We start from the raw sequence: 19,203 nt of genomic DNA on the forward strand, positions 1-19,203 counted from the left end.
GTGCCGAGCCACCTGTGACCCGGCACTCTCTGATTCATATCGCGTATTTCACCGGGAGACGCATTATTGTCTCGTTACCGGGGGGTTACTCACCGTAAACATCGTATGAGAAGTATTTATCCTGAATCTGTTTATAAACACCTTTCTCACGCAGTGACAGAATGGCTTTATCCAGCTTCTCAGTCAGGTCTTTGTCCTGCTTACGAGTCGCAATTCCGAAACCGTCACCGAACCATTTCGGATCAGTCAGCGAAGGACCAATGAATTCATAACCATCGCCGCCATCTTTATTCAGCAGACCTTCTTCCAGCGCAGAAGCATCTCCCAGAACCGCTGCGATACGGCCCGCTTTCAGATCCAGATACGCATCATCGAATGAGCCGTAACGAACAATCTCAACGGAATCACCATAGTTGTCTGTCAGGTACTTATCGTGCGTAGTTGCACGCTGAACACCAATTTTCACGCCCTTCAGGCCGTCTTTCGAGAAGTCCAGCTGCGTGCCTTTTTTGGCCACGTATTTATTCGGAATCAGAGCATACTTGTGGGTAAAGTCGACTTTCTTTTTACGCTCATCCGTGATCGACATTGCGGCAATGATAGCATCGTACTTACGGGCCAGCAGAGACGGGATGATACCGTCCCAGTCCTGAGCGACGATCTTACATTTGGCTTCCAGTTCTTGACACAATGCATTGGCCATATCGACGTCAAAACCTTTCAGCTCACCACTGGGTTCAGTCCAGCTGAACGGAGGATAGGCGCCTTCGATACCAAAACGAATTTCTTTCCACTCTTTCGCCTGAGCAGAGGTCACACCCAGAGCAGAAACGACTGCGGCAGCCAAAATCCATTTTTTCATTGTCTTACTCCTGTTGTATTTGCAACAACCCGCCATGTCGCCCGGGTTGAAAGATTCGCTGAATCAGCGAAGTTGTGAGTTATGTCGGTTTGAGTAAAACTCAATCCATATTTTAGTAAATCGACGAAATAAATTGCTTTAATCTTTCTGAGTCTGGGTTTTGGAACAGTTTTTCGGGTGCACCCTGTTCTTCCACCAGCCCCTGATGCAAAAACATCACCTGATTGGACACATCTCGTGCGAATGCCATTTCATGCGTCACCACCAGCATGGTCCTGCCTTCCTGAGCCAGATCCTGCATTACACCCAGCACCTCCCCGACCAGTTCAGGGTCAAGCGCCGAAGTTGGTTCGTCAAACAGCATCACTTCAGGATCAACCGCCAGTGCCCGGGCAATCGCAGCACGCTGCTGCTGACCACCAGACAGATGTCCGGGATAATAATGACGTCTCTCGTACAGGCCGACTTTCTTCAGAAGGGCTTCTGCTTTTTCAATCGCTTCGGCCTTCGGTACGCCCAGTACATGAACCGGCGCCTCAATTACATTCCCCAGAACCGTCATATGAGACCAAAGATTAAAGCCCTGAAAGACCATCGCCAGCCGGGAGCGGATACGCTGAACCTGACGCTCGTCCACAGGTAAGAATTCACCGCGACGGTTGTTTTTCATTTTAATGAGTTCACCGTTGACCCAGATTTCACCCTGAGTCGGGGTTTCCAACAGGTTAATACAGCGAAGAAACGTACTTTTACCTGAACCTGATGAACCAATAATGGAGATCACATCTCCCCGGTGCGCTGTCAGTGAAATCCCTTTCAGCACTTCGTTCTGGCCAAAAGATTTATGTAAATCCTTTACTTCAAGCGCTACTGCATCTGTCATGCGCTTTGTCTCCTGTTGCTTTGTCAAACCCACAGACTGCACTGAAAACTAATCATGCAAATCTGGCTGAATGTACTTAATACTGCCCGCACAAACCTTTATGCACAGCGACAGTAACCTTCAAACCGACACCATTAACACAGTGCCAACATATAAAGAACGGAGAGAACTGATTCTGAAAACGATTCAATGTTTCACACGATTTCTTTATACAGGTAACTTTATTTTCTTATCAATCAATTAGAGAACATTCCGTTCTTTCTGCTACAACTGCCTTTACTGCAGAGAGATAGTCTGTTTTCGCATCCCTTTGTCGAAGGTATCACCACGAACTCAGATTGACAACATTTTGTTAACGTTCGGATTTTAGCATTATCAGATGAATAAATCGCATATTTAATCATTAAACACTGCCAATTGATTATTCTGCGAACACAATAGAATCTCATTAATTATAGATAGAAACCCAGTTTCATAGATGTTCCTTTTCTGCCTCTCCGGCCAAAAACAAAGGTACATGTGTCAAACACCGGGAAAATAAAGCAACACCGGACGTTCCAGGAAGTCAGGATCAGGGAAGGTATTTGTCGGGTTGCCTTGAAATGTAATCGTTCCCATCTGATGACAGCACCAACGTCTATGCCGATTTCCCCGGATGAGCTGATTTCTCAGACCATCTCAAAGTGGGAAAACATGCAGATTGAGTAACTGATAATGTGCTTCCTAAAGAGCCAGAAAATTAGCCAGAACTTGACGGCGCTTACAGATTTGCCAACATCCGGCATCCTCAAAACTATTCCCGGCATAAAAAAGGGTGATTGTCTCGTCCCTTCCGATGCCCCTACCCCCCGCCAAAAGAACACAACTTACGTAAATTAATTACACAAACTAGTAAGATCGCCCGTATTTCTCGGGACAAAAGATGCATTTCCGTAGTTTTCCTTCATTTGAGAGAAGTGAATGATCAGGATCAAATTTGCTGGGTAAGAGCGGGAGTAAACTAACACCATAATCAATATTCGATGCCAGATGTGCATCCGTACCGGACTCAGGCCCGATCCCCGGTACATATAAAAAGAATTTCTGACTTGTAGAACGAGGCCCGCTATGTCATCAAACATTCAATACGGTGACGTCCATACCGAGGTGGAAACCGATAGTTATTCGGCTCACCATCAACCTGCCAGTGCATTTCCAAACCGCTCACGCTATCTGGATCATGAACTGCAGATCATGAAACCCCGTCGATGGGGACTCAACCTGCCCGGCCGGGATTTCCGGTTTGAGTGGGAAGATTTAGTCCCGGCCATTGCCGGAACCATCGGCATCATCGCCATGTATTCCGCCGTGATGTCTTCCTATGCGGCCGCATTCGGCCTGGGCCCTGACTTTGTGGTTGAAAACGTGCGGGTCGAGATGCTGGTGTCCGCATCCCTCTTTTGTATCCTTGTTTCCGGCTTTTTAAACCCGCGCGCCAACCTGGCCGGTAACCATGGCCCGATGATCCCAATGATTGGCATGATTGCCGCCGCAGGTGGTCACCCGCTGGCACTGGGGATTTTACTGGGCGGTTTCGGCCTGGCGCTCAGCCTGTGCAAAGGGGGCTCAAGACTGGTCAAACTCACCAGTGACGGCGTTGCCGGTGGCCTGCTGATCTTCCTGGGCTTTGTCGGCTCGACCGGCCAGATCAAAAGCCTGCTGAGCTGGGGCGGCGATATCAACATGGGTTATGTCGCCGTGCTGATTCTTTTTGTCAGTATTGTGCTGTACGCGTTTCTGGCCCGTATCGGCAAACGCTGGCTGGCAATTCCGGTCTGTGCCGTCACCGGAGGCATCATTGCCGCAGTGATGGGGGCGCCTTTCGAATTTCATACCACTCCGGGACTGCCAAACCTGAATCCGGCTTACTGGTGGGGTTCAACTGAAACCGGCTGGAAACTGGGCTTACCGACCATGGAGCATTTCATCGCTTCCTTACCGTTTGCCCTGCTGGCCGTCGCCATGTGGTCTCCGGATTTTCTGGGCCACCGCATTTTCCAGGAAATGAACTACCCTGAGAAAACCGACAAGGTCTTAATGGATGTCGACGACACCATGACCGGCTGTTCTGTCCGTCAAATCGTTGGGGCAGCCTTTGGTGGCGGGAATGTCACCTCATCCTGGGGCACCTATATGATCCCGGCCGCAATTGCAAAACGTCCGATTCCGGCGGGTGCGATTTTACTGGGCAGCATCTGTATTGTTGTCGCCATTATCGGCTACCCGATGGACATTGCGATCTGGCCACCGGTCATGACGATTGCACTGCTGGCCGGGGTATTCCTGCCACTGCTGGAAGCCGGTATGCAAATGGTGAAAGACGCCAAATCCAGCCAGTCCGCCGGGATCTGTATCTTTGCCTCGATGGCCGTCAACCCGGTCTTCGGCTGGGCGGTCACCATGCTGCTGGATAACAACGGCCTGATTGGCGACAAAGACCGTCCGAACCACCTGACACTGGCTGACCGCCTGATTATTCCGGGTCTGACACTGATTGTCTGTCTGGGTGCCATGCTGGCAGTCGGCATGATTCCGGGTATCCCTGCGCTGCTGGGATAATCCTGAAGAATATGAAATATTTAGCATAGCCGTGCGGCACATCAAAGCCCGGCTCAGTGAAAACTGAAATACTGATACACATGCAGCCGCTGCACAATCGGTGCAGCGCCTGTAACACTTTCTACTGACGAATAACAGGTAGGTATACTATGGCAGACCAATTTGCTAACGCTTGGGAAAGCTTTGCTGCGGGTGACTGGCAAAACGAAGTCAATGTCCGTGACTTTATCCAGAAAAACTACACCCCTTACGAGGGTGATGAAGCATTCCTGGTCAGCGAAGGCACGGCTGCAACCCAGCAGCTGTGGGCAAAAGTGATGGAAGGCATCAAGCAGGAGAACGCAACCCATGCACCTGTTGACTTTGATACCTCGGTCATTTCTACCATTACCGCTCACGACGCCGGCTACATCGATCAATCGCTGGAAACCATCGTCGGTCTGCAAACCGAAGCACCGCTGAAACGTGCCATCATCCCAAATGGTGGGATCCGGATGGTGGAAAGCTCCTGTAAAGCCTACGATCGCGAACTGGATCCGCAAGTGAAGAAAATCTTCACTGAATACCGCAAAACCCATAACCAGGGCGTGTTCGACATTTATACCCCGGACATCATGAAATGCCGTAAATCCGGCGTTCTGACCGGTCTGCCGGATGCATATGGTCGTGGCCGTATTATCGGTGACTACCGTCGTATCGCGCTGTACGGTATTGACTATCTGATGCAGGACAAATTTGCACAGTTCACTTCTCTGCAAGCGAAGTTTGAACAAGGCGAAGATCTGCAAATGACCATGCAGCTGCGTGAAGAAATTGCAGAGCAGCACCGCGCCCTGGGCCAGATGAAAGAAATGGCAGCTAAATACGGCTTCGATATTTCACGCCCGGCGGAAACGGCTCAGGAAGCCATTCAGTGGACCTACTTCGGTTATCTGGCTGCCGTGAAGTCTCAAAATGGTGCCGCGATGTCTCTGGGTCGTACCTCGACCTTCCTCGACATCTATATTGATCGCGACCTGAAAGCCGGCAAGATCACCGAAGAACAAGCTCAGGAAATGATTGACCACTTCGTCATGAAGCTGCGGATGGTCCGCTTCCTGCGTACGCCTGAGTATGATGAGCTGTTCTCTGGTGACCCAATCTGGGCAACCGAATCCATCGGTGGTATGGGTGTTGATGGCCGCACGCTGGTATCGAAAACCAGCTTCCGCTTCCTGAATACCCTGTACACCATGGGCCCAAGCCCAGAGCCGAATATCACGGTGCTGTGGTCAGAAAGCCTGCCTGAAGGCTTCAAGAAGTTCTGTGCCAAAGTGTCCATCGACACCTCATCAATTCAGTATGAGAACGATGACCTGATGCGTCCGGACTTCGAATCTGACGATTACGCCATTGCCTGCTGCGTCTCGCCAATGGTGGTCGGTAAGCACATGCAGTTCTTCGGTGCCCGTGCCAACCTGGCCAAAACGCTGCTGTACGCAATCAACGGCGGTGTGGATGAGAAACTGAAAATCCAGATCGGTCCGAAGTCAGCGCCAATGGCTGATGACGTACTGGACTTTGACAAAGTGATGGCAAGCCTGGATTCTTTCATGGACTGGCTGGCGACCCAGTACGTCACCGCACTGAACTCGATTCACTTCATGCACGATAAATACAGCTATGAAGCGGCTCTGATGGCGCTGCATGACCGTGACGTCCGCCGCACCATGGCTTGTGGTATCGCGGGGCTGTCTGTTGCGGCCGACTCCCTGTCTGCGATTAAGTACGCCAAAGTGAAACCGGTCCGTGACGAAAACGGCATTGCCACCGACTTTGATATTGAAGGCGATTATCCGAAATTCGGGAACAACGATGCCCGGGTCGATGACATTGCCTGCGATCTGGTTGAACGCTTCATGAACAAGATTCGTCAGCTGAAGACCTATCGTAACGCTGTTCCGACTCAGTCTATCCTGACCATCACTTCAAACGTGGTGTACGGGAAGAAAACCGGGAACACGCCGGACGGTCGCCGTGCAGGTCAGCCGTTTGCACCGGGTGCCAACCCAATGCACGGCCGTGATGAAAAAGGTGCGGTCGCTTCACTGACCTCTGTCGGTAAACTGCCGTTCGCACATGCCAAAGACGGTATCTCTTATACCTTCTCCATTGTGCCGAACGCACTGGGTAAATCCGATGATTCTCGCCGCGCGAATCTGGCAGGTCTGATGGATGGTTACTTCCATCATGAAGCCGGCCTTGAAGGCGGACAGCACCTGAACGTGAACGTGCTGAACCGTGAAACGCTGGAAGATGCGGTGAAACATCCGGAAAAATACCCGCAGCTGACTATCCGGGTTTCCGGCTATGCGGTACGATTCAACTCACTGACCACAGAGCAACAGCAGGACGTGATTGCACGAACCTTCACTGATTCTCTGTAAGACTTTACCGGGCGGGAAACTGTCCGGTCATCTTGCTCCCCGCGGCTTCCCGGCCGTGGGGAATATACCCAAGTGACCACCGGAACCTGTCTCTTCTGAGCTGCCATCCTGAGGTGACTTGGGTATATTATTGAATAGCGACACCAAGCATTATCGGGGAGCGCGCATATGTCCGTAAAAGGCCGCATTCATTCATTCGAGTCTTGTGGAACAGTTGATGGGCCAGGGATCCGGTTCATCGTTTTCATGCAGGGCTGCCTGCTGCGATGCCAGTACTGCCACAATCGCGATACCTGGGATCTGGAAGACGGCCGTGAAGTGACCGTCGATGAGCTCATGAAAGAAGCACTCTCCTATCGCCACTTTATGAACGCCTCCGGTGGTGGTGTCACAGCCTCCGGCGGAGAAGCAATTCTGCAACCGGAATTTATCCGCGATTTCTTCCGGGCTGCGAAAGCCGAGAACATCCATACCTGTTTAGATACCAACGGTTATGTCCGCAAGCATACACCCGTCATTGATGAGCTGCTGGAAGCTACGGATCTCGTCCTTTTGGATCTCAAACAGATTGACGATGAAATTCATCACGATCTGGTGGGCGTTCCCAATAAACGGATTCTGGATTTTGCCCGCTACCTGCACAAAATCGGCCAGAAAACCTGGATCCGTCATGTCGTGGTTCCGGGGTTCACCGATACCGAAACGTCCGCCCGACTGCTGGGCGAATTTATCAAAGACATGGACAACGTTGAAAAAGTCGAACTGCTGCCGTATCACCAGCTGGGCGCCCACAAATGGGAAGCGATGGGTTATGACTATCCGCTGGAAGGCGTCAAACCACCATCGAAAGAAGTGATGGAAAAAATCAAGGGCATCCTGTCGGAGTACCACCCGAACGTGATGTACTGAGCTCGCTGAATCAACGGTGAACCGAACGGCTTCCGTATGGTTCCCGGATAAATGTCCTGCCGGTGCAATCGACTCTCGTCACTCCCGCACCGGCGGGCATCCAACCCCGGTTCAGCTCATTTATCCTGCCGGAAAATATAATCCCGATCCGCAAAAGTCCGGACCCATTCCGGCTTATAAACCACCAGCAAGGTGGTCGCCATGCCGTTCAGTAACGCCTCAGGAAACAGCAGCAATGGGATCAGAACCAGATAATTATCAACGATATACTGCCAGCGAAACTCCCCTTCCAGCCAGATCCAGCTCCCCGTCAGCAGCATATGAACCACCTGTGACAGTGCCCCGTTAAAAAAAGCAGCCACAAAAATATAAACAAACAAATGACGCGGCAGATAACGGTAACTCAGCAAAAAGACACCATAACTGGCCAAAGCCGGCGCGACCACGCCCGTCAGATTCACCAGCCCAAGATCCTGCCACGCCACAAGTCCGAAAACAGCCAGCAAGATACCCGGTAAAACACTGATCCAAATCGCAATCCGCCAACCGTGTGACAATGTCAGAACAGTCAGTGCCAGAAAATGGACCTGAAGCCCGTCGACCAGTCCGGCACGCAGACTCCATAACAAAAACAGGGCAACAGCCGAGCCCAGCACCAGATGCTGATAGTCTTTCTCCTGTCTGAATTTCGGATAAAACTCTCTGGGATACGAGGCAAGCAAAATCAAAAGCCAGACCGCCCAGCCTATCCAGGAAAGTGTTGTCATCAGTTACATCCTTGTCATCGAAATCAGGGTATAGATTGCCCAAATGCCCGGCGGCACAATTATACATCCGCAGCACCGATCATTTGACGAAAAAAATCAGGAATACCCTGTCAGATCAATAGCTGTGCGGTACATCCTGCTAAGCTGTAAACAGTGAAAAAATTGCAGGACATTGCTATGGAAATGACAAACGCCCAACGCCTCATTCTGTCTAATCAGTACCGTCTGATGGCTCAGCTTGATTCAGACAACGCCGCCAAATATGCCCGTCTGCAAACCATTGTCGAACGGGGTTATGGTCTGCAACTGCGAGAGCTGGACAAAGACTTTGGTGCCATTCCCGAAGCTGAATGTAAAGAAATCATCGAAGTGATGGAAATGCACCATGCCATGCAGGAATCCTGTAAGCAGTTGTCCGCAGAAAACCAGCAGCAGATTGACTGCCGTCGGCTCACGTTTCTCGGTTTTGACGCCATCAGCGAACCTCAGCAAATGCACTATGTTCGCTTCCTGGCTGAAGTTGAAAAACTGTATCCGCATTTTCTGCCCTCTGAGCACCACTTCAACAGTCATGTGCCGATGCAGAGCAAATACCGCCGTATGCTGACCGTCTGGCAGAAATGCCCTCGCCAGTATCATTTGTCAGCGACTGAAATTCAGCAAATTCTCAACGCCTGAACCAGGCAACAAAAGTTACGGAGATTACAAAATTCATCTCCGGGGTGGCAGCACACGCTGCCCCCATCACTCTTTCTCTCATTCACATTGGTATTCATGACGAAAATACGTCAGAGTATTGACACATCTTTTTGCAAATTAAACATTGGCGAATTCTGATGTTCCGGTAGATTTGTGTGATCTAAAACATGCTTTAAGTGAGTTTGGGTCAAAACAGGCCCAAGTAAGCGATCCGGCACAGGAAAATCGATAAGCAATGAATACTTCAGAAAACCGTTTCTGAATTTCCTGTCCCGATAGCAGCAAACTTATATATAAACGCATCAACACGATTCTGCTGATACCTGTAACCAGGCTACACCGGAAAGATGGTTACACACTGAATATCTGTTGTTACATTCGAAAGGACTCGGGTCATGTTATTCAGGCGATTCATCGTACTCATTCTGATCTCCGGCACCGCCTTTGCCGGAAGCAGGGAACAACTGGTGATCCTGACCACTGACAATCCGGCTCTGCTCTCCCCCGGCGTTGAGCTTTTTCAGCAGCATTACCCAAATCTGGATGTTCAAATCCTGCAGCGTCGTGAAGCCGATGCTCTGGCCATGCTCTCGGCCCCAAACCATGACGTTGATGTCGTGTTCTCATCATCAACCCGGCTCTTCCGGCCCCTGACCAACCACAATGCTTTGATCCTGGTTGCCCGCCTTACCCCTCACAAAAGCCCGATGGATACAGAATATATTGCGGTTCTGGGGTATTCCGGTTATGGCCTGATCTGGAACCAGCGTTATTTGGATAAGCATCAGTTACCTGCACCACAACGACTGGAAGCCCTGACCGATCCGCTCTACTACAACCATTTGGTCATGAGCAGCCCCTCGCGCTCCGCCACGACGCACCAAATGGTCGAGAATCTGTTGCAACGACATGGCTGGGAGCACGACTGGGGACTGCTGTTGCAGATTGGCGGGAATCTGGACAGCGTTTCAGCCAGCAGCGAAAAAGTCAGTCATATCGTCACCAGTGGTCAGGCTGGCGTTGGTCTGGTCATCAACAGTGATGCCAAGGCACATCAGGCCATGTTTCCATTCGTTCATTTCCGCTACCAGCCGGACAGCCTGATCCTGCCCGGTTATCTTGCGGCGCTTTCAACTGACACGTCTTCCCCGTACGGGAAAAACTTTGTGCAATTCATGCTTTCAGAAGCGTTGCAGAAACAGAGCGAACAGGCACCACTATATAAGCTGCGACGACACGCGCGGCCGCAGCTTGAAGTCGCCACGTTCCCGCTCAATCAGGAATTACTGCATCAGCGCGCCATCCTCGTCCAGCAATTGTTCGACATCAGTATCAGCAAACAGCTCCCCTTATTAAATCAAGCCTGGCATATGATTCATGAGGTCCGCCGACTGCCCGGTCTTGAACCGCAGCAGGCAGCCCAACTCGCACGAGCGGTAACACTGGCATCGACCCCGGTGATACGACACGAACAGGCACATCAGCCCGCTTTCACTGCCCTGCAGGATCCCAGTCGTCACCCGGATTCGGCACAGAAACTTGAAAGCTTGCAGGATGCAATGAGCCGTCATTTACAGGAATCAATTCAGCTGACTCAGGCCATCCTCTTCTCTCAGAAGCAGGTGCCGTAATGCTGAAACGAAAAACGATTGGCAACCGGTTAATCAGTGCTATCAGCCTGATGGCTTTCCTGAGCATTGGCGTCAGCTTGATTGCTCTGATTACCTGGGAAAGCCTGGATGATCAGATTGATGCAATCGTCAGCAAAAACCTGCCCACGCTGCGTGCCAGCTACCATCTGGAACGTGATACCGCAGCACTGAAAGATACGCTGCATAAAATCAGCTTCAACAAAGATCATGCACGCCACGCCGAGCTGAAACAAAAAATTACTGAGGAAGCTGCGCAAATTACCGAGTCCATTGCCAATACAGCCAGCCTGGCCTCATATCCGGCATTGAAGATCGAACTTGAAACCCTGCTCAGTGATATCGAGGCCTACACCAAGCTACTGAATAAAAGGACCAGCTTGCTGCTGACACTGGCTCAGTCGGAAACCCGGCTGAACTGGCTGCACCAGAACATTGTTGAAGAGCTGGTCCCGATCCGGCAGGAACTGGAATGGCAGCTGACACGCCTGGATCCCAAGCAGCTGGATGACGGGAAAATCCGGGCAAACATTGATGAATTTTCCCTGTTACAGTCCATCACCATTCAGGAAAATGAACTGCATCAGCTGGTCAAAGATATCTTCCTGCAAAATCAAAACCGGGATATTTCCAATAGCTTTCAGTATCTCGGCCACAAGACAGAGCAACTGAAAAGCATGGGCGATGTACTCAGCCACTATCCGTCGACCCTGCTTTTTCTTCAGCACCTCAATGAATTGGTGAGCCTGGTTGAACCCGGCGGTCCGGTGGAAAGACAGCTGCAGACTCTGTCCAGTCTGCAAAAATCTGTCCACATCTATGATAAGCGAATTCAGAACCGCCTGGTTTATCAGGAAGAACTCATTCAGGCCATGGTTGATCAGGCAGACAGCTCGCTGCTGGCACTCAATGATCATACCCGGCAGTCGGTGATCATCAGCAGTTACATCTTATTGGGCGTGGTCCTGCTGGCGATTACATTATCTGTCCTGCTTTCTGTCTATCTGGTCAGCCGGGGGATCGTCACTCGGCTGAACCAGCTCAGCCACGACCTCTATGCCGTGGCACACGGCGATCTGAACGCGACCATTCAGGTTGACGGTGATGATGAAATCGGTCTGCTGGGGGACAGTCTGCGTCAGTTCCGCCAGCAGATGCTGGAAATGCAGCAAACCAATGCCCTCAACCTGATCAATAATACCCAGGCCAGTATCATTACCTGTGACCTGTCCGGTGTTGTGGAGTCAGTCAACCCCAGTGCACAGGCCCTGTTTCAGACCGGCTCCATTCCCAAAGGGCACACCTTATGGTCCCTCTTCAACCACAACACGGAAACACGCCTCAAGCGCCTGTTTCAGAAAGGAAGCCTTTTACAAACGAACAGGGCCTGCAGCCTGACCATCAGGCATACACAGCATCAGGAGCCGCGTTACTTGCGGCTGGACTTCCGTCATTTCAATCAGGGACATGAAGACAAAGTCATCATCACGATGACAGATATTACCGAACAGGAAAGTGCAGCACGCTGGCTGGAAGGAATGGTACATGAAAAAACAGAGTCTCTGACCAAACGAAACCGCCAGTTAAAAGCAGAAATTGAAGACCGGAAACGGATTGAAGCCGATCTGCGGTCAACTCAGGACGAACTGATTCAGGCTGCAAAAATGGCCGTGGTCGGTCAGACCATGACCTCACTGGCTCATGAACTGAACCAGCCGCTATCGGCCATGTCAACGCACCTGTTTGCCACGAAAATGGCCGTCAGTCAGGACAATTATACCCAGCTGCCCGCCAGTCTGGATAAGATGGAAAGCCTCACGGAACGGATGGGCCGGATCATTTCCAGCCTGAGAAATTTCGCCAGAAAACAGTCTGCCAACCGTGCTGTTCAGGCGATCGATATCCAGCAGTCGCTCTGCCATGCCCGGCAACTGATCGAGAGTCGCCTGAAAATACAGCAGACTACGCTGCAGTACCTCGTCGACACCCCCTACCAGGTCCTGGCGGATCCGGTTCAGTTTGAACAGGTTCTGGTGAACCTCTTCGTCAACAGCTGCGATGCCGTAGCGGGCTGTCATACCCGGGAAATCCATGTCGATGTGCTCGACAATCATTCAGACAACCAGTCACTCAGACTGGCTGTCTGCGATACCGGCCCCGGATTTGCGGCCAGTATCATAGAGAAACTCTTTGTTCCCTTCACCACCACCAAAGATGTGGGACTCGGGCTGGGATTAAACATTTGCCGTTCCATCATGAACAGAATCGAAGGCAATATTTACCTTGCTTCAACATTGCAAGGAGGCGCTATGGTCGTTTTGGAGTTAAAGAAGTATGACGATTAACGATAACATTGAAGTGCTGATCATTGATGACGATCAGGATGTTGTAGATGCCTATCAGCACCTGCTTGAGGTGGCTGGTTATCAGGCAAAAACGGCCACAGACCCACTGCAGGCTCTGGCCCTGCTGCACAAAGACTGGCCCGGGGTTGTGATCACGGATATGTATATGCCGGGCACCAGTGGTAAAGATGTCTTACATCAGGTCAAAGCGCTGGATGACAGTTTACCCGTCATTATGATTACCGGGCACGGCGATATTCCCATGGCCGTTGATGCCCTGAAAAATGGTGCCGTCGATTTTCTGCAAAAACCGCTGCAACCCGCCGAACTGATAACCCTGCTTGAGAAACACCTGCCGCAGCGAAAGCAACTCGTCTCTCACCGCAAGAGAGTGCAGCAAACAACCCATGATGTCCTGCTGGGGGACAGTCCGCGTATCGAGAGCATCCGCGAACAAATCACCCTGGCGGCCAATAACAATAAAGACGTTCTGATCGAAGGTGAAACAGGCACAGGCCGCCACACCGTTGCCAGTCTGCTGCACCAGCACAGTGACATCAGCCAGGGACCATTGATTAAGCTGTGTGGCTCCAGAGTGGAGCGGACCCCGGATCTGCAACGGGCCATGATTAACGCGCGTGGCGGCAGCATCTGTATTAACAACCTGCCTGCCATGCCGCCGGAATCACAACGCTGGCTGTGTCGATTCTTACTCGAACAGGAGCGGTTGGGAAAACGGGAAGTCAGAGTGCTGGCGATTCTCGAAGGTACCGCAGAAGGTGCCGTGGAAAATGAGTCTCTGGTGCCGGAGCTGTTTTACTTCCTCAGCCAGGTTCGTTTTATCATGCCACCACTGCGCCAGCGGGTCAGTGATATCACGCCTTTATTCAAATACTTCCTGAATGCCAGTTGCCAGAAGCTGAATAAACAAGTCCCGGTGATTGATAAAGCCTATATCAATACCCTCAACCGCCATCAGTGGCAGGGAAATGTGCTTGAACTCCGCAACGTCGCTGAGCTCTATGCCATTGGTATCGTGAAGCTGACGGGGCAGGAACGTACTAAGCCCTTAGCACAGATGAGCAGTCCGTTGGACGATTTGATCGACAGTTATGAGAAACGGGTCATTGAGGATGCGCTTTACCTGTTCAGCGGCCGTATTAATGAAGTCTCGAACTACCTGCAAATTCCGCGTAAAAAGCTCTATCTGAGAATGAAAAAGCACAGTCTCGATAAAGCAGACTACAAAGCAAGATAAGCGGGACAAGCCCGAAACAAAAAAAGCCGGAGCACTGCCCCGGCTTTTTCGTCACTGAATTCGGGAAATCAGAACTCGTAACGGATTCCCAGCTGATAGAAATCTTCCTCCGCATCACCGAAGTCAGCACCGCCATTGGTGCCATTATCTCCATCACGGAAGACATAGCTGGCAAACAGTGAAGAACGGCTGGTCAGGTGATACTGAGCTTCAAGGGTCGTGTCTTTCAGTTCCAGTTCATCCCCATCCGTGTTCTCCAGGCTGCGGTAACCACCACGCAGGGTCCAGTAATCGTTCAGATCATAGATGGCAACCACTTCCCAGACTTCATCTTTACTCTTATTGGCAGCTCCGGTATCCAGCTCATCTTCGGAGTATTCTGCACCCAGAGAGATAGCACCTATCTTATAGGTGGCACCAATCCCCCAGAAGTTATATTCGTTGCCGTCTTTATCTTCACTGTACTGATAAGCCAGTACTGGTGCCAGGCTGCCGCCTTCACCCAAGTCCAGGGTATATCGGGCCGCCGCATTCATACCGTAGTCCAGTACTTCACCAAAACGGTTGACGTCATTATTGCCAAAAATATAGGCAACCGAGAAATCCAGTCCGTTCACACTGTTCTGGTACTGCAGCGTGGCGTCCTGACGGAAGACCTGTACGGCTGTACCGTCAACCCGGTTGGCCTGACGCGCTGTTGCAATATCAGACAGAGCGAACACGTCCACGATATCGGTGAACATAATGAGACCAGACGCCACACGGCCACCCGTCACTTTACCCAATTCCTTACCGTCGATACCCGCCCAGACATAACGCGGAGACAGGCTGTCGCCGCCTGAGTTTTCAGCTTCAGCTGCACCCACCTGATACTCAGCCCAGCCGATCACAGAAAACTGATCATTAATTGGCTGTGAACCGCCCAGTCCGATACGGGCATCGAATTCACCATTCGTATCATTTTCGTTGGTGTCTTTGTCTGTGATGTTATATCCCAGACGGCCGTACACATTCACTTCGCTGCCATCTTCTCCTTTGTAGATATTGGCTGCGTAGCTCGCACCACTGACACATAAGCTGGAAATAATTGCCGCTGCTAATGTTTTTTTCATCTTCGTTTCCTTGAGTCAATATCCGGGGCTTCCACCAAATCATCAGGGTCACCCGAAGCGCAAAAAAAAGGCTGGAAACAGCAGAAGCGGCCTCAGGGAAAGGCAGTTAAAGCCTGAAGCCGGCTCCATTAAATCTTCACAACCTCAAAAGACAGCATAGAGCAGAGATTCACTATATGCACAAACAGAGTAACTTCTTTCCCTGAATATGCCCTTAATAAAACTGTGCCTGTTTCACATTGATCTGCTTAATATTTTTCTGTGAAAAAGATCACTTTTTTCTTTAGCCCGATCGATTATAAAACCAGACCGCAGCGGCCGGTTTTCGGGTTCTCTGCCCGGATAAAACAAGGTACAATCCTGCGTTTTGACACTCGGTGCTCTCTCATGCCTTATCAATGTCCATTATGCCATCAGCCTCTCGAACACCGGGAAAATTACTGGCGGTGTCAGCAAAACCATCAGTTTGATCAGGCCAAAGAAGGCTACGTCAATCTCATGCCGGTTCATCATAAAAGTTCGAAAAATCCCGGCGACAACAAAGAGATGATGCAGGCCAGAAGAGCATTTCTTGAAGCAGGCCATTATGCGCCGATGAAAGACAAAGTGGTTGCGCTGCTCCACCGGTATGCGCCGGCGAACAGTCACCGTCTGTTGGATATCGGTTGCGGGGAAGGCTACTACACGTCCGCGTTCACGGCTTTAAGCGACCAGCATCCGGCACTGACAGTACACGGGCTGGATATCTCAAAAGTTGCGGTCCGGTACGCAGCAAAACGCTACAAAGATTGTCATTTCTGTGTTGCTTCCAGTCATCGCCTGCCCTTCGCCGATAACAGCCTGGATGCCATGGTGCGCATCTACGCGCCCTGCAAAGCAGATGAAATTACGCGCACTCTGAAACCAGGAGGGGTTTTGCTGACCGTGACCCCGGCAGCACGGCATCTGCATCAGTTAAAAGCCCAGATCTATGAAGAGGTCAGGCCGCATGATATTCCGGCAGAATCTCTGCCCGGTATGTCACTGATCCACGAAGAGCAGTTACATTACGAAATGACACTCGACGGCAAAGAAGCCACCGCCCTGATGCAGATGACCCCGTTTGCCTGGAAGACCCCGGATTCGGTCTGGCAATTCCTGGCCCAGCAGCAGGCGTTTCATTGCGAGGCTGATTTCACACTTCGCGTTTATCAGTTGTCGGAAACTGAAATCTCGGCAACCTAATTGAAATTAATTCTCATTACTATTGAGTGTTCTGCCAGTCTTCTCTATCATAGCGTCCATGAAAGAACACACTGAACCGTCCATACTGTGACTGATACGAAGTCAGTACGACGATTCAGGAGAAAGGATGATATGCATGAAGACTGGCTATGCCTTTATACTGACAGCCCTGCTCAGTGGCTGTACAACACCGTCAGCACCGGTTGAACAAGCTCCGCCTGACACATTTTATGATTACACCATTCGCTCACCTCAAGGCGCCTCTCTGACAGAGCAACAGCTTGCTGAGGCGTTGTCTGACGCCGATATTGTGCTGGTAGGAGAATGGCACAGCCATCCGGGAACCCACCTGTTGCAAACCCGTCTGCTGGCAGCCATGTATGCCAATCGCCCTGACCTGGCTCTGTCGATGGAGCAGTTTACCCGGGATAAACAAAGCGTCGTAAACCAGTACCTCAATGGTGAAATTGGTGAACAAACGCTGATTCAGCAAGGCAATGCCTGGCCAAACTATGAATCAGACTACCGTCCGCTGATCGAGTTTGCCCGTGAACATCATCTGGATGTCATTGCCAGCAATGCGCCGAAATCGATTGTGCGTTGCGTCGGCCGCTACGGTCCCGATTACCTCAACCGTCTTCCTGCCTCAGAGCGCCAGTGGGTTGCTCAGTCACTTACACTGGAAAATGACCGTTACAAAGAAAAATTCACTGCATCTATGCACCATGGTGATCAAGCCCAAACCGAGCGACAATTTGCCGCCCAAACCGCCTGGGACGACACCATGGCCGAAAGCATGGTCGACTACCTGCAAACCCATCCCGGCCACCAGATTCTGCACGTCGCCGGTCGGTTCCACACGGCAGAAGGACTGGGAACAGCGTCCCGCATTGCAGCCCGTCATCCCGGGCTCAAAGTTGTCATGGTGACTCCGGTCACCCAGGACAGCCCCGTTGCCGAAGGTTCACCTGATTTTCAGGTCGAAGTCCATCCCATGCCGCAACGCTATGTGCAGGAAGCCAATATGAAAGCGGCCTTCTCCAACCTGAAACAGCGCAGCAGTCAATTGACCTGTCTTAGTGAATAATCCCGCGCTCCCCCGGCAGCCGATATCCGGCTGCCTGTTACACCTCCCCTTCTTGTGCATCAACCGTTTCATTCCTGAAGAAATTGTTCACAAAACATGCAACGCGCCAATTTCCGTCACTGCGAGTGAGCGGCAGTTCACTGTAATCACAAAAATACCAATAAAAAATAAGTCACCAAATACAAAGTGAAACGTCTAACTTTTGACCAATAAACAGCCATGAAAGCAATATATAAAACCAACCAATAACCAAAACTCAGTTTATCACCCCCAAACCTTGTTACATTGTTGTTAATTTTTGGATGTTCTTTCTTTTCCCATTGAGCTAAAACATTATGCCAATGACGGGTGTTTTTGATGGCCCAGCCAGTGGCCCGTCTCGTTATCACACCAGAACAAGGATTGGATTATGAAGGGAACCAAACTGCTTTCTGCGGCCTGTATTGCTGCGGCATTGGCGCTCACAGCAACGCCAACGCTGGCTGAGATGGCAAAAGTTGCCGTTTCACAGATCGTTGAACACCCGGCGCTGGACGCAACCCGTCAGGGCTTACTGGATGGCCTGAAAGAAAAAGGGTACGTAGAAGGCAAAAACCTGGAATTCACCTATCAGACGGCTCAGGGTAACCCGGCTATCGCAGTACAAATTGCCAAGCAGTTTGTCGGTGAACAGCCCGATGTTCTGGTTGGCATTGCCACACCGACCGCCCAGGCCCTGGCTGCAGCCACCCGTTCAATTCCCGTTGTTTTCACTGCAGTCACCGATCCTGTCGGTGCCAAACTGGTTCGTAATACCGAGAAGCCGGAACGCAACGTGACCGGCCTGTCAGATCTCTCTCCGGTTGCACAGCATGTCGACCTGATTAAAGAGATCCTTCCAGATGCCAAGCGAATTGGTGTGATTTATAACCCGGGCGAAGCCAACGCCGTCGCTCTGGTTGACCTGCTGCGTAAAGCTGCAAAAGAGAAAGGTATGGAAGTCGTTGAAGGCACAGCACTGAAGAGTGCAGACGTGCAGTCAGCCGCTCAAATCGTTGCTGCGAAATCCGATGCTCTGTACGCCCCGACAGATAACACCGTCGCCAGTGCCGTTGAAGGACTGGTCAATGCTGGTAACCAGGCGGGTATTCCTGTGATTGGAGCATCCACAACTTATATTGAAAGTGGTGCACTGGCCGCACTGGGCTTTGACTATTATCAGGTTGGTGTTCAGACCGCCGACTATGTCGATGCCCTGCTCAAAGGCAAGAAAGTCTCTGAACTGCCAGTCAAAGTCGCGGTCGGTTCCGACCTGGCCCTGAATGAAAAAGTGGCAGCGAAACTGCACATCACTTTGCCGAAATCACTGGTTAGCCGCGCAACCTCAATCACCAAATAACTACAC

General features: G+C 51.1%; 14 protein-coding genes. 10 read left to right on the forward strand and 4 right to left on the reverse strand.

The genetic code is table 11. From position 1 onward, the window contains the following. Positions 1-85 precede the first annotated feature (85 nt). Positions 86-862, reverse strand: coding sequence for an ABC transporter substrate-binding protein (locus L4174_RS12255; RefSeq protein ID WP_248141162.1), 777 nt, complete (start codon positions 860-862; stop codon positions 86-88). A 112-nt stretch (positions 863-974) separates the two neighbouring features. Further along, entirely contained in the window at positions 975-1,745 is a 771-nt protein-coding gene (locus tag L4174_RS12260) for an ABC transporter ATP-binding protein (protein WP_248141163.1), read from the reverse strand. Between the two features lie 1,107 nt (positions 1,746-2,852). On the opposite strand from L4174_RS12260, the gene L4174_RS12265 reads away from it, so the two are divergent. The 3 genes from L4174_RS12265 (at position 2,853) to pflA (ending at position 7,678) form a co-directional block, all read left to right on the forward strand. Continuing rightward, positions 2,853-4,343: a DUF3360 family protein gene (locus L4174_RS12265; protein WP_248141164.1), complete on the forward strand. Its 1,491-nt coding sequence runs from the start codon at positions 2,853-2,855 to the stop codon at positions 4,341-4,343. A gap of 149 nt (positions 4,344-4,492) precedes the next feature. After that, positions 4,493-6,769, forward strand: a complete 2,277-nt coding sequence (gene pflB / locus L4174_RS12270) for a formate C-acetyltransferase (protein WP_248141165.1) — start codon at positions 4,493-4,495, stop codon at positions 6,767-6,769. A gap of 168 nt (positions 6,770-6,937) precedes the next feature. Next, positions 6,938-7,678, forward strand: a complete 741-nt coding sequence (gene pflA, locus L4174_RS12275) for a pyruvate formate lyase 1-activating protein (RefSeq protein ID WP_248141166.1) — start codon at positions 6,938-6,940, stop codon at positions 7,676-7,678. A gap of 116 nt (positions 7,679-7,794) precedes the next feature. Here the strand turns inward: pflA and L4174_RS12280 are convergent, their stop codons facing one another. Further along, positions 7,795-8,445, reverse strand: coding sequence for an energy-coupling factor ABC transporter permease (locus tag L4174_RS12280; RefSeq protein WP_248141167.1), 651 nt, complete (start codon positions 8,443-8,445; stop codon positions 7,795-7,797). Positions 8,446-8,622: 177 nt separating this feature from the next. Here L4174_RS12280 and L4174_RS12285 point away from each other — a divergent pair, with 177 nt between their 5' ends. From L4174_RS12285 to L4174_RS12300, 4 genes are all read left to right on the forward strand, one after another. Continuing rightward, complete coding sequence (locus tag L4174_RS12285) at positions 8,623-9,123, forward strand: YfbU family protein (protein WP_248141168.1); 501 nt, start codon at positions 8,623-8,625, stop codon at positions 9,121-9,123. Between the two features lie 416 nt (positions 9,124-9,539). Continuing rightward, a complete protein-coding gene (locus L4174_RS12290; RefSeq protein ID WP_248141169.1) occupies positions 9,540-10,775 on the forward strand; it encodes an ABC transporter substrate-binding protein in 1,236 nt (411 codons plus the stop codon). Next, positions 10,775-13,138 carry an ATP-binding protein gene (locus tag L4174_RS12295; protein WP_248141170.1) on the forward strand — a complete coding sequence of 788 codons (2,364 nt, stop codon included), beginning with the start codon at positions 10,775-10,777 and terminating at the stop codon, positions 13,136-13,138. Before L4174_RS12290 ends, L4174_RS12295 begins: the two co-directional genes overlap by 1 nt. Further along, entirely contained in the window at positions 13,128-14,396 is a 1,269-nt protein-coding gene (locus tag L4174_RS12300) for a sigma-54 dependent transcriptional regulator (protein WP_248141171.1), read from the forward strand. The genes L4174_RS12295 and L4174_RS12300 overlap by 11 nt, the downstream gene beginning before the upstream one ends. Before the next feature lie 68 nt (positions 14,397-14,464). Here L4174_RS12300 and L4174_RS12305 read toward each other — a convergent pair whose 3' ends face one another. After that, positions 14,465-15,508: a porin gene (locus L4174_RS12305; RefSeq protein WP_248141172.1), complete on the reverse strand. Its 1,044-nt coding sequence runs from the start codon at positions 15,506-15,508 to the stop codon at positions 14,465-14,467. A 387-nt stretch (positions 15,509-15,895) separates the two neighbouring features. On the opposite strand from L4174_RS12305, the gene rlmA reads away from it, so the two are divergent. The 3 genes from rlmA to L4174_RS12320 all read left to right on the forward strand — a co-directional run bounded on the left by rlmA (position 15,896) and on the right by L4174_RS12320 (position 19,197). Continuing rightward, on the forward strand, positions 15,896-16,732 hold the full coding sequence (gene rlmA / locus L4174_RS12310; protein ID WP_248141173.1) for a 23S rRNA (guanine(745)-N(1))-methyltransferase: 837 nt from the start codon (positions 15,896-15,898) through the stop codon (positions 16,730-16,732). 136 nt (positions 16,733-16,868) lie between these two features. After that, on the forward strand, positions 16,869-17,819 hold the full coding sequence (locus L4174_RS12315) for a ChaN family lipoprotein (RefSeq protein ID WP_248141174.1): 951 nt from the start codon (positions 16,869-16,871) through the stop codon (positions 17,817-17,819). 409 nt (positions 17,820-18,228) lie between these two features. Beyond that, the gene (locus L4174_RS12320; RefSeq protein ID WP_248141175.1) at positions 18,229-19,197 is read left to right on the forward strand and encodes an ABC transporter substrate-binding protein; all 969 of its coding nucleotides are present in this window, start codon (positions 18,229-18,231) and stop codon (positions 19,195-19,197) included. Positions 19,198-19,203: the final 6 nt, after the last annotated feature.

Origin of the sequence: Photobacterium sp. CCB-ST2H9, assembly GCF_023151555.2 — a bacterium.
Classification (GTDB): Bacteria; Pseudomonadota; Gammaproteobacteria; order Enterobacterales; family Vibrionaceae; genus Photobacterium.

What these genes read in the sequence shown, in the direction of transcription:
- L4174_RS12255 (WP_248141162.1), bottom strand. Translation starts at nt 862, where the DNA reads ATGAAAAAATGGATTTTGGCTGCCGCAGTCGTTTCTGCTCTGGGTGTG.
- L4174_RS12280 (WP_248141167.1), bottom strand. Translation starts at nt 8,445, where the DNA reads ATGACAACACTTTCCTGGATAGGCTGGGCGGTCTGGCTTTTGATTTTG.
- L4174_RS12305 (WP_248141172.1), bottom strand. Translation starts at nt 15,508, where the DNA reads ATGAAAAAAACATTAGCAGCGGCAATTATTTCCAGCTTATGTGTCAGT.
- L4174_RS12300 (WP_248141171.1), top strand. Translation starts at nt 13,128, where the DNA reads ATGACGATTAACGATAACATTGAAGTGCTGATCATTGATGACGATCAG.
- pflB (WP_248141165.1), top strand. Translation starts at nt 4,493, where the DNA reads ATGGCAGACCAATTTGCTAACGCTTGGGAAAGCTTTGCTGCGGGTGAC.
- L4174_RS12295 (WP_248141170.1), top strand. Translation starts at nt 10,775, where the DNA reads ATGCTGAAACGAAAAACGATTGGCAACCGGTTAATCAGTGCTATCAGC.
- L4174_RS12290 (WP_248141169.1), top strand. Translation starts at nt 9,540, where the DNA reads ATGTTATTCAGGCGATTCATCGTACTCATTCTGATCTCCGGCACCGCC.
- L4174_RS12315 (WP_248141174.1), top strand. Translation starts at nt 16,869, where the DNA reads ATGAAGACTGGCTATGCCTTTATACTGACAGCCCTGCTCAGTGGCTGT.
- L4174_RS12265 (WP_248141164.1), top strand. Translation starts at nt 2,853, where the DNA reads ATGTCATCAAACATTCAATACGGTGACGTCCATACCGAGGTGGAAACC.
- rlmA (WP_248141173.1), top strand. Translation starts at nt 15,896, where the DNA reads ATGCCTTATCAATGTCCATTATGCCATCAGCCTCTCGAACACCGGGAA.
- L4174_RS12260 (WP_248141163.1), bottom strand. Translation starts at nt 1,745, where the DNA reads ATGACAGATGCAGTAGCGCTTGAAGTAAAGGATTTACATAAATCTTTT.
- pflA (WP_248141166.1), top strand. Translation starts at nt 6,938, where the DNA reads ATGTCCGTAAAAGGCCGCATTCATTCATTCGAGTCTTGTGGAACAGTT.
- L4174_RS12320 (WP_248141175.1), top strand. Translation starts at nt 18,229, where the DNA reads ATGAAGGGAACCAAACTGCTTTCTGCGGCCTGTATTGCTGCGGCATTG.
- L4174_RS12285 (WP_248141168.1), top strand. Translation starts at nt 8,623, where the DNA reads ATGGAAATGACAAACGCCCAACGCCTCATTCTGTCTAATCAGTACCGT.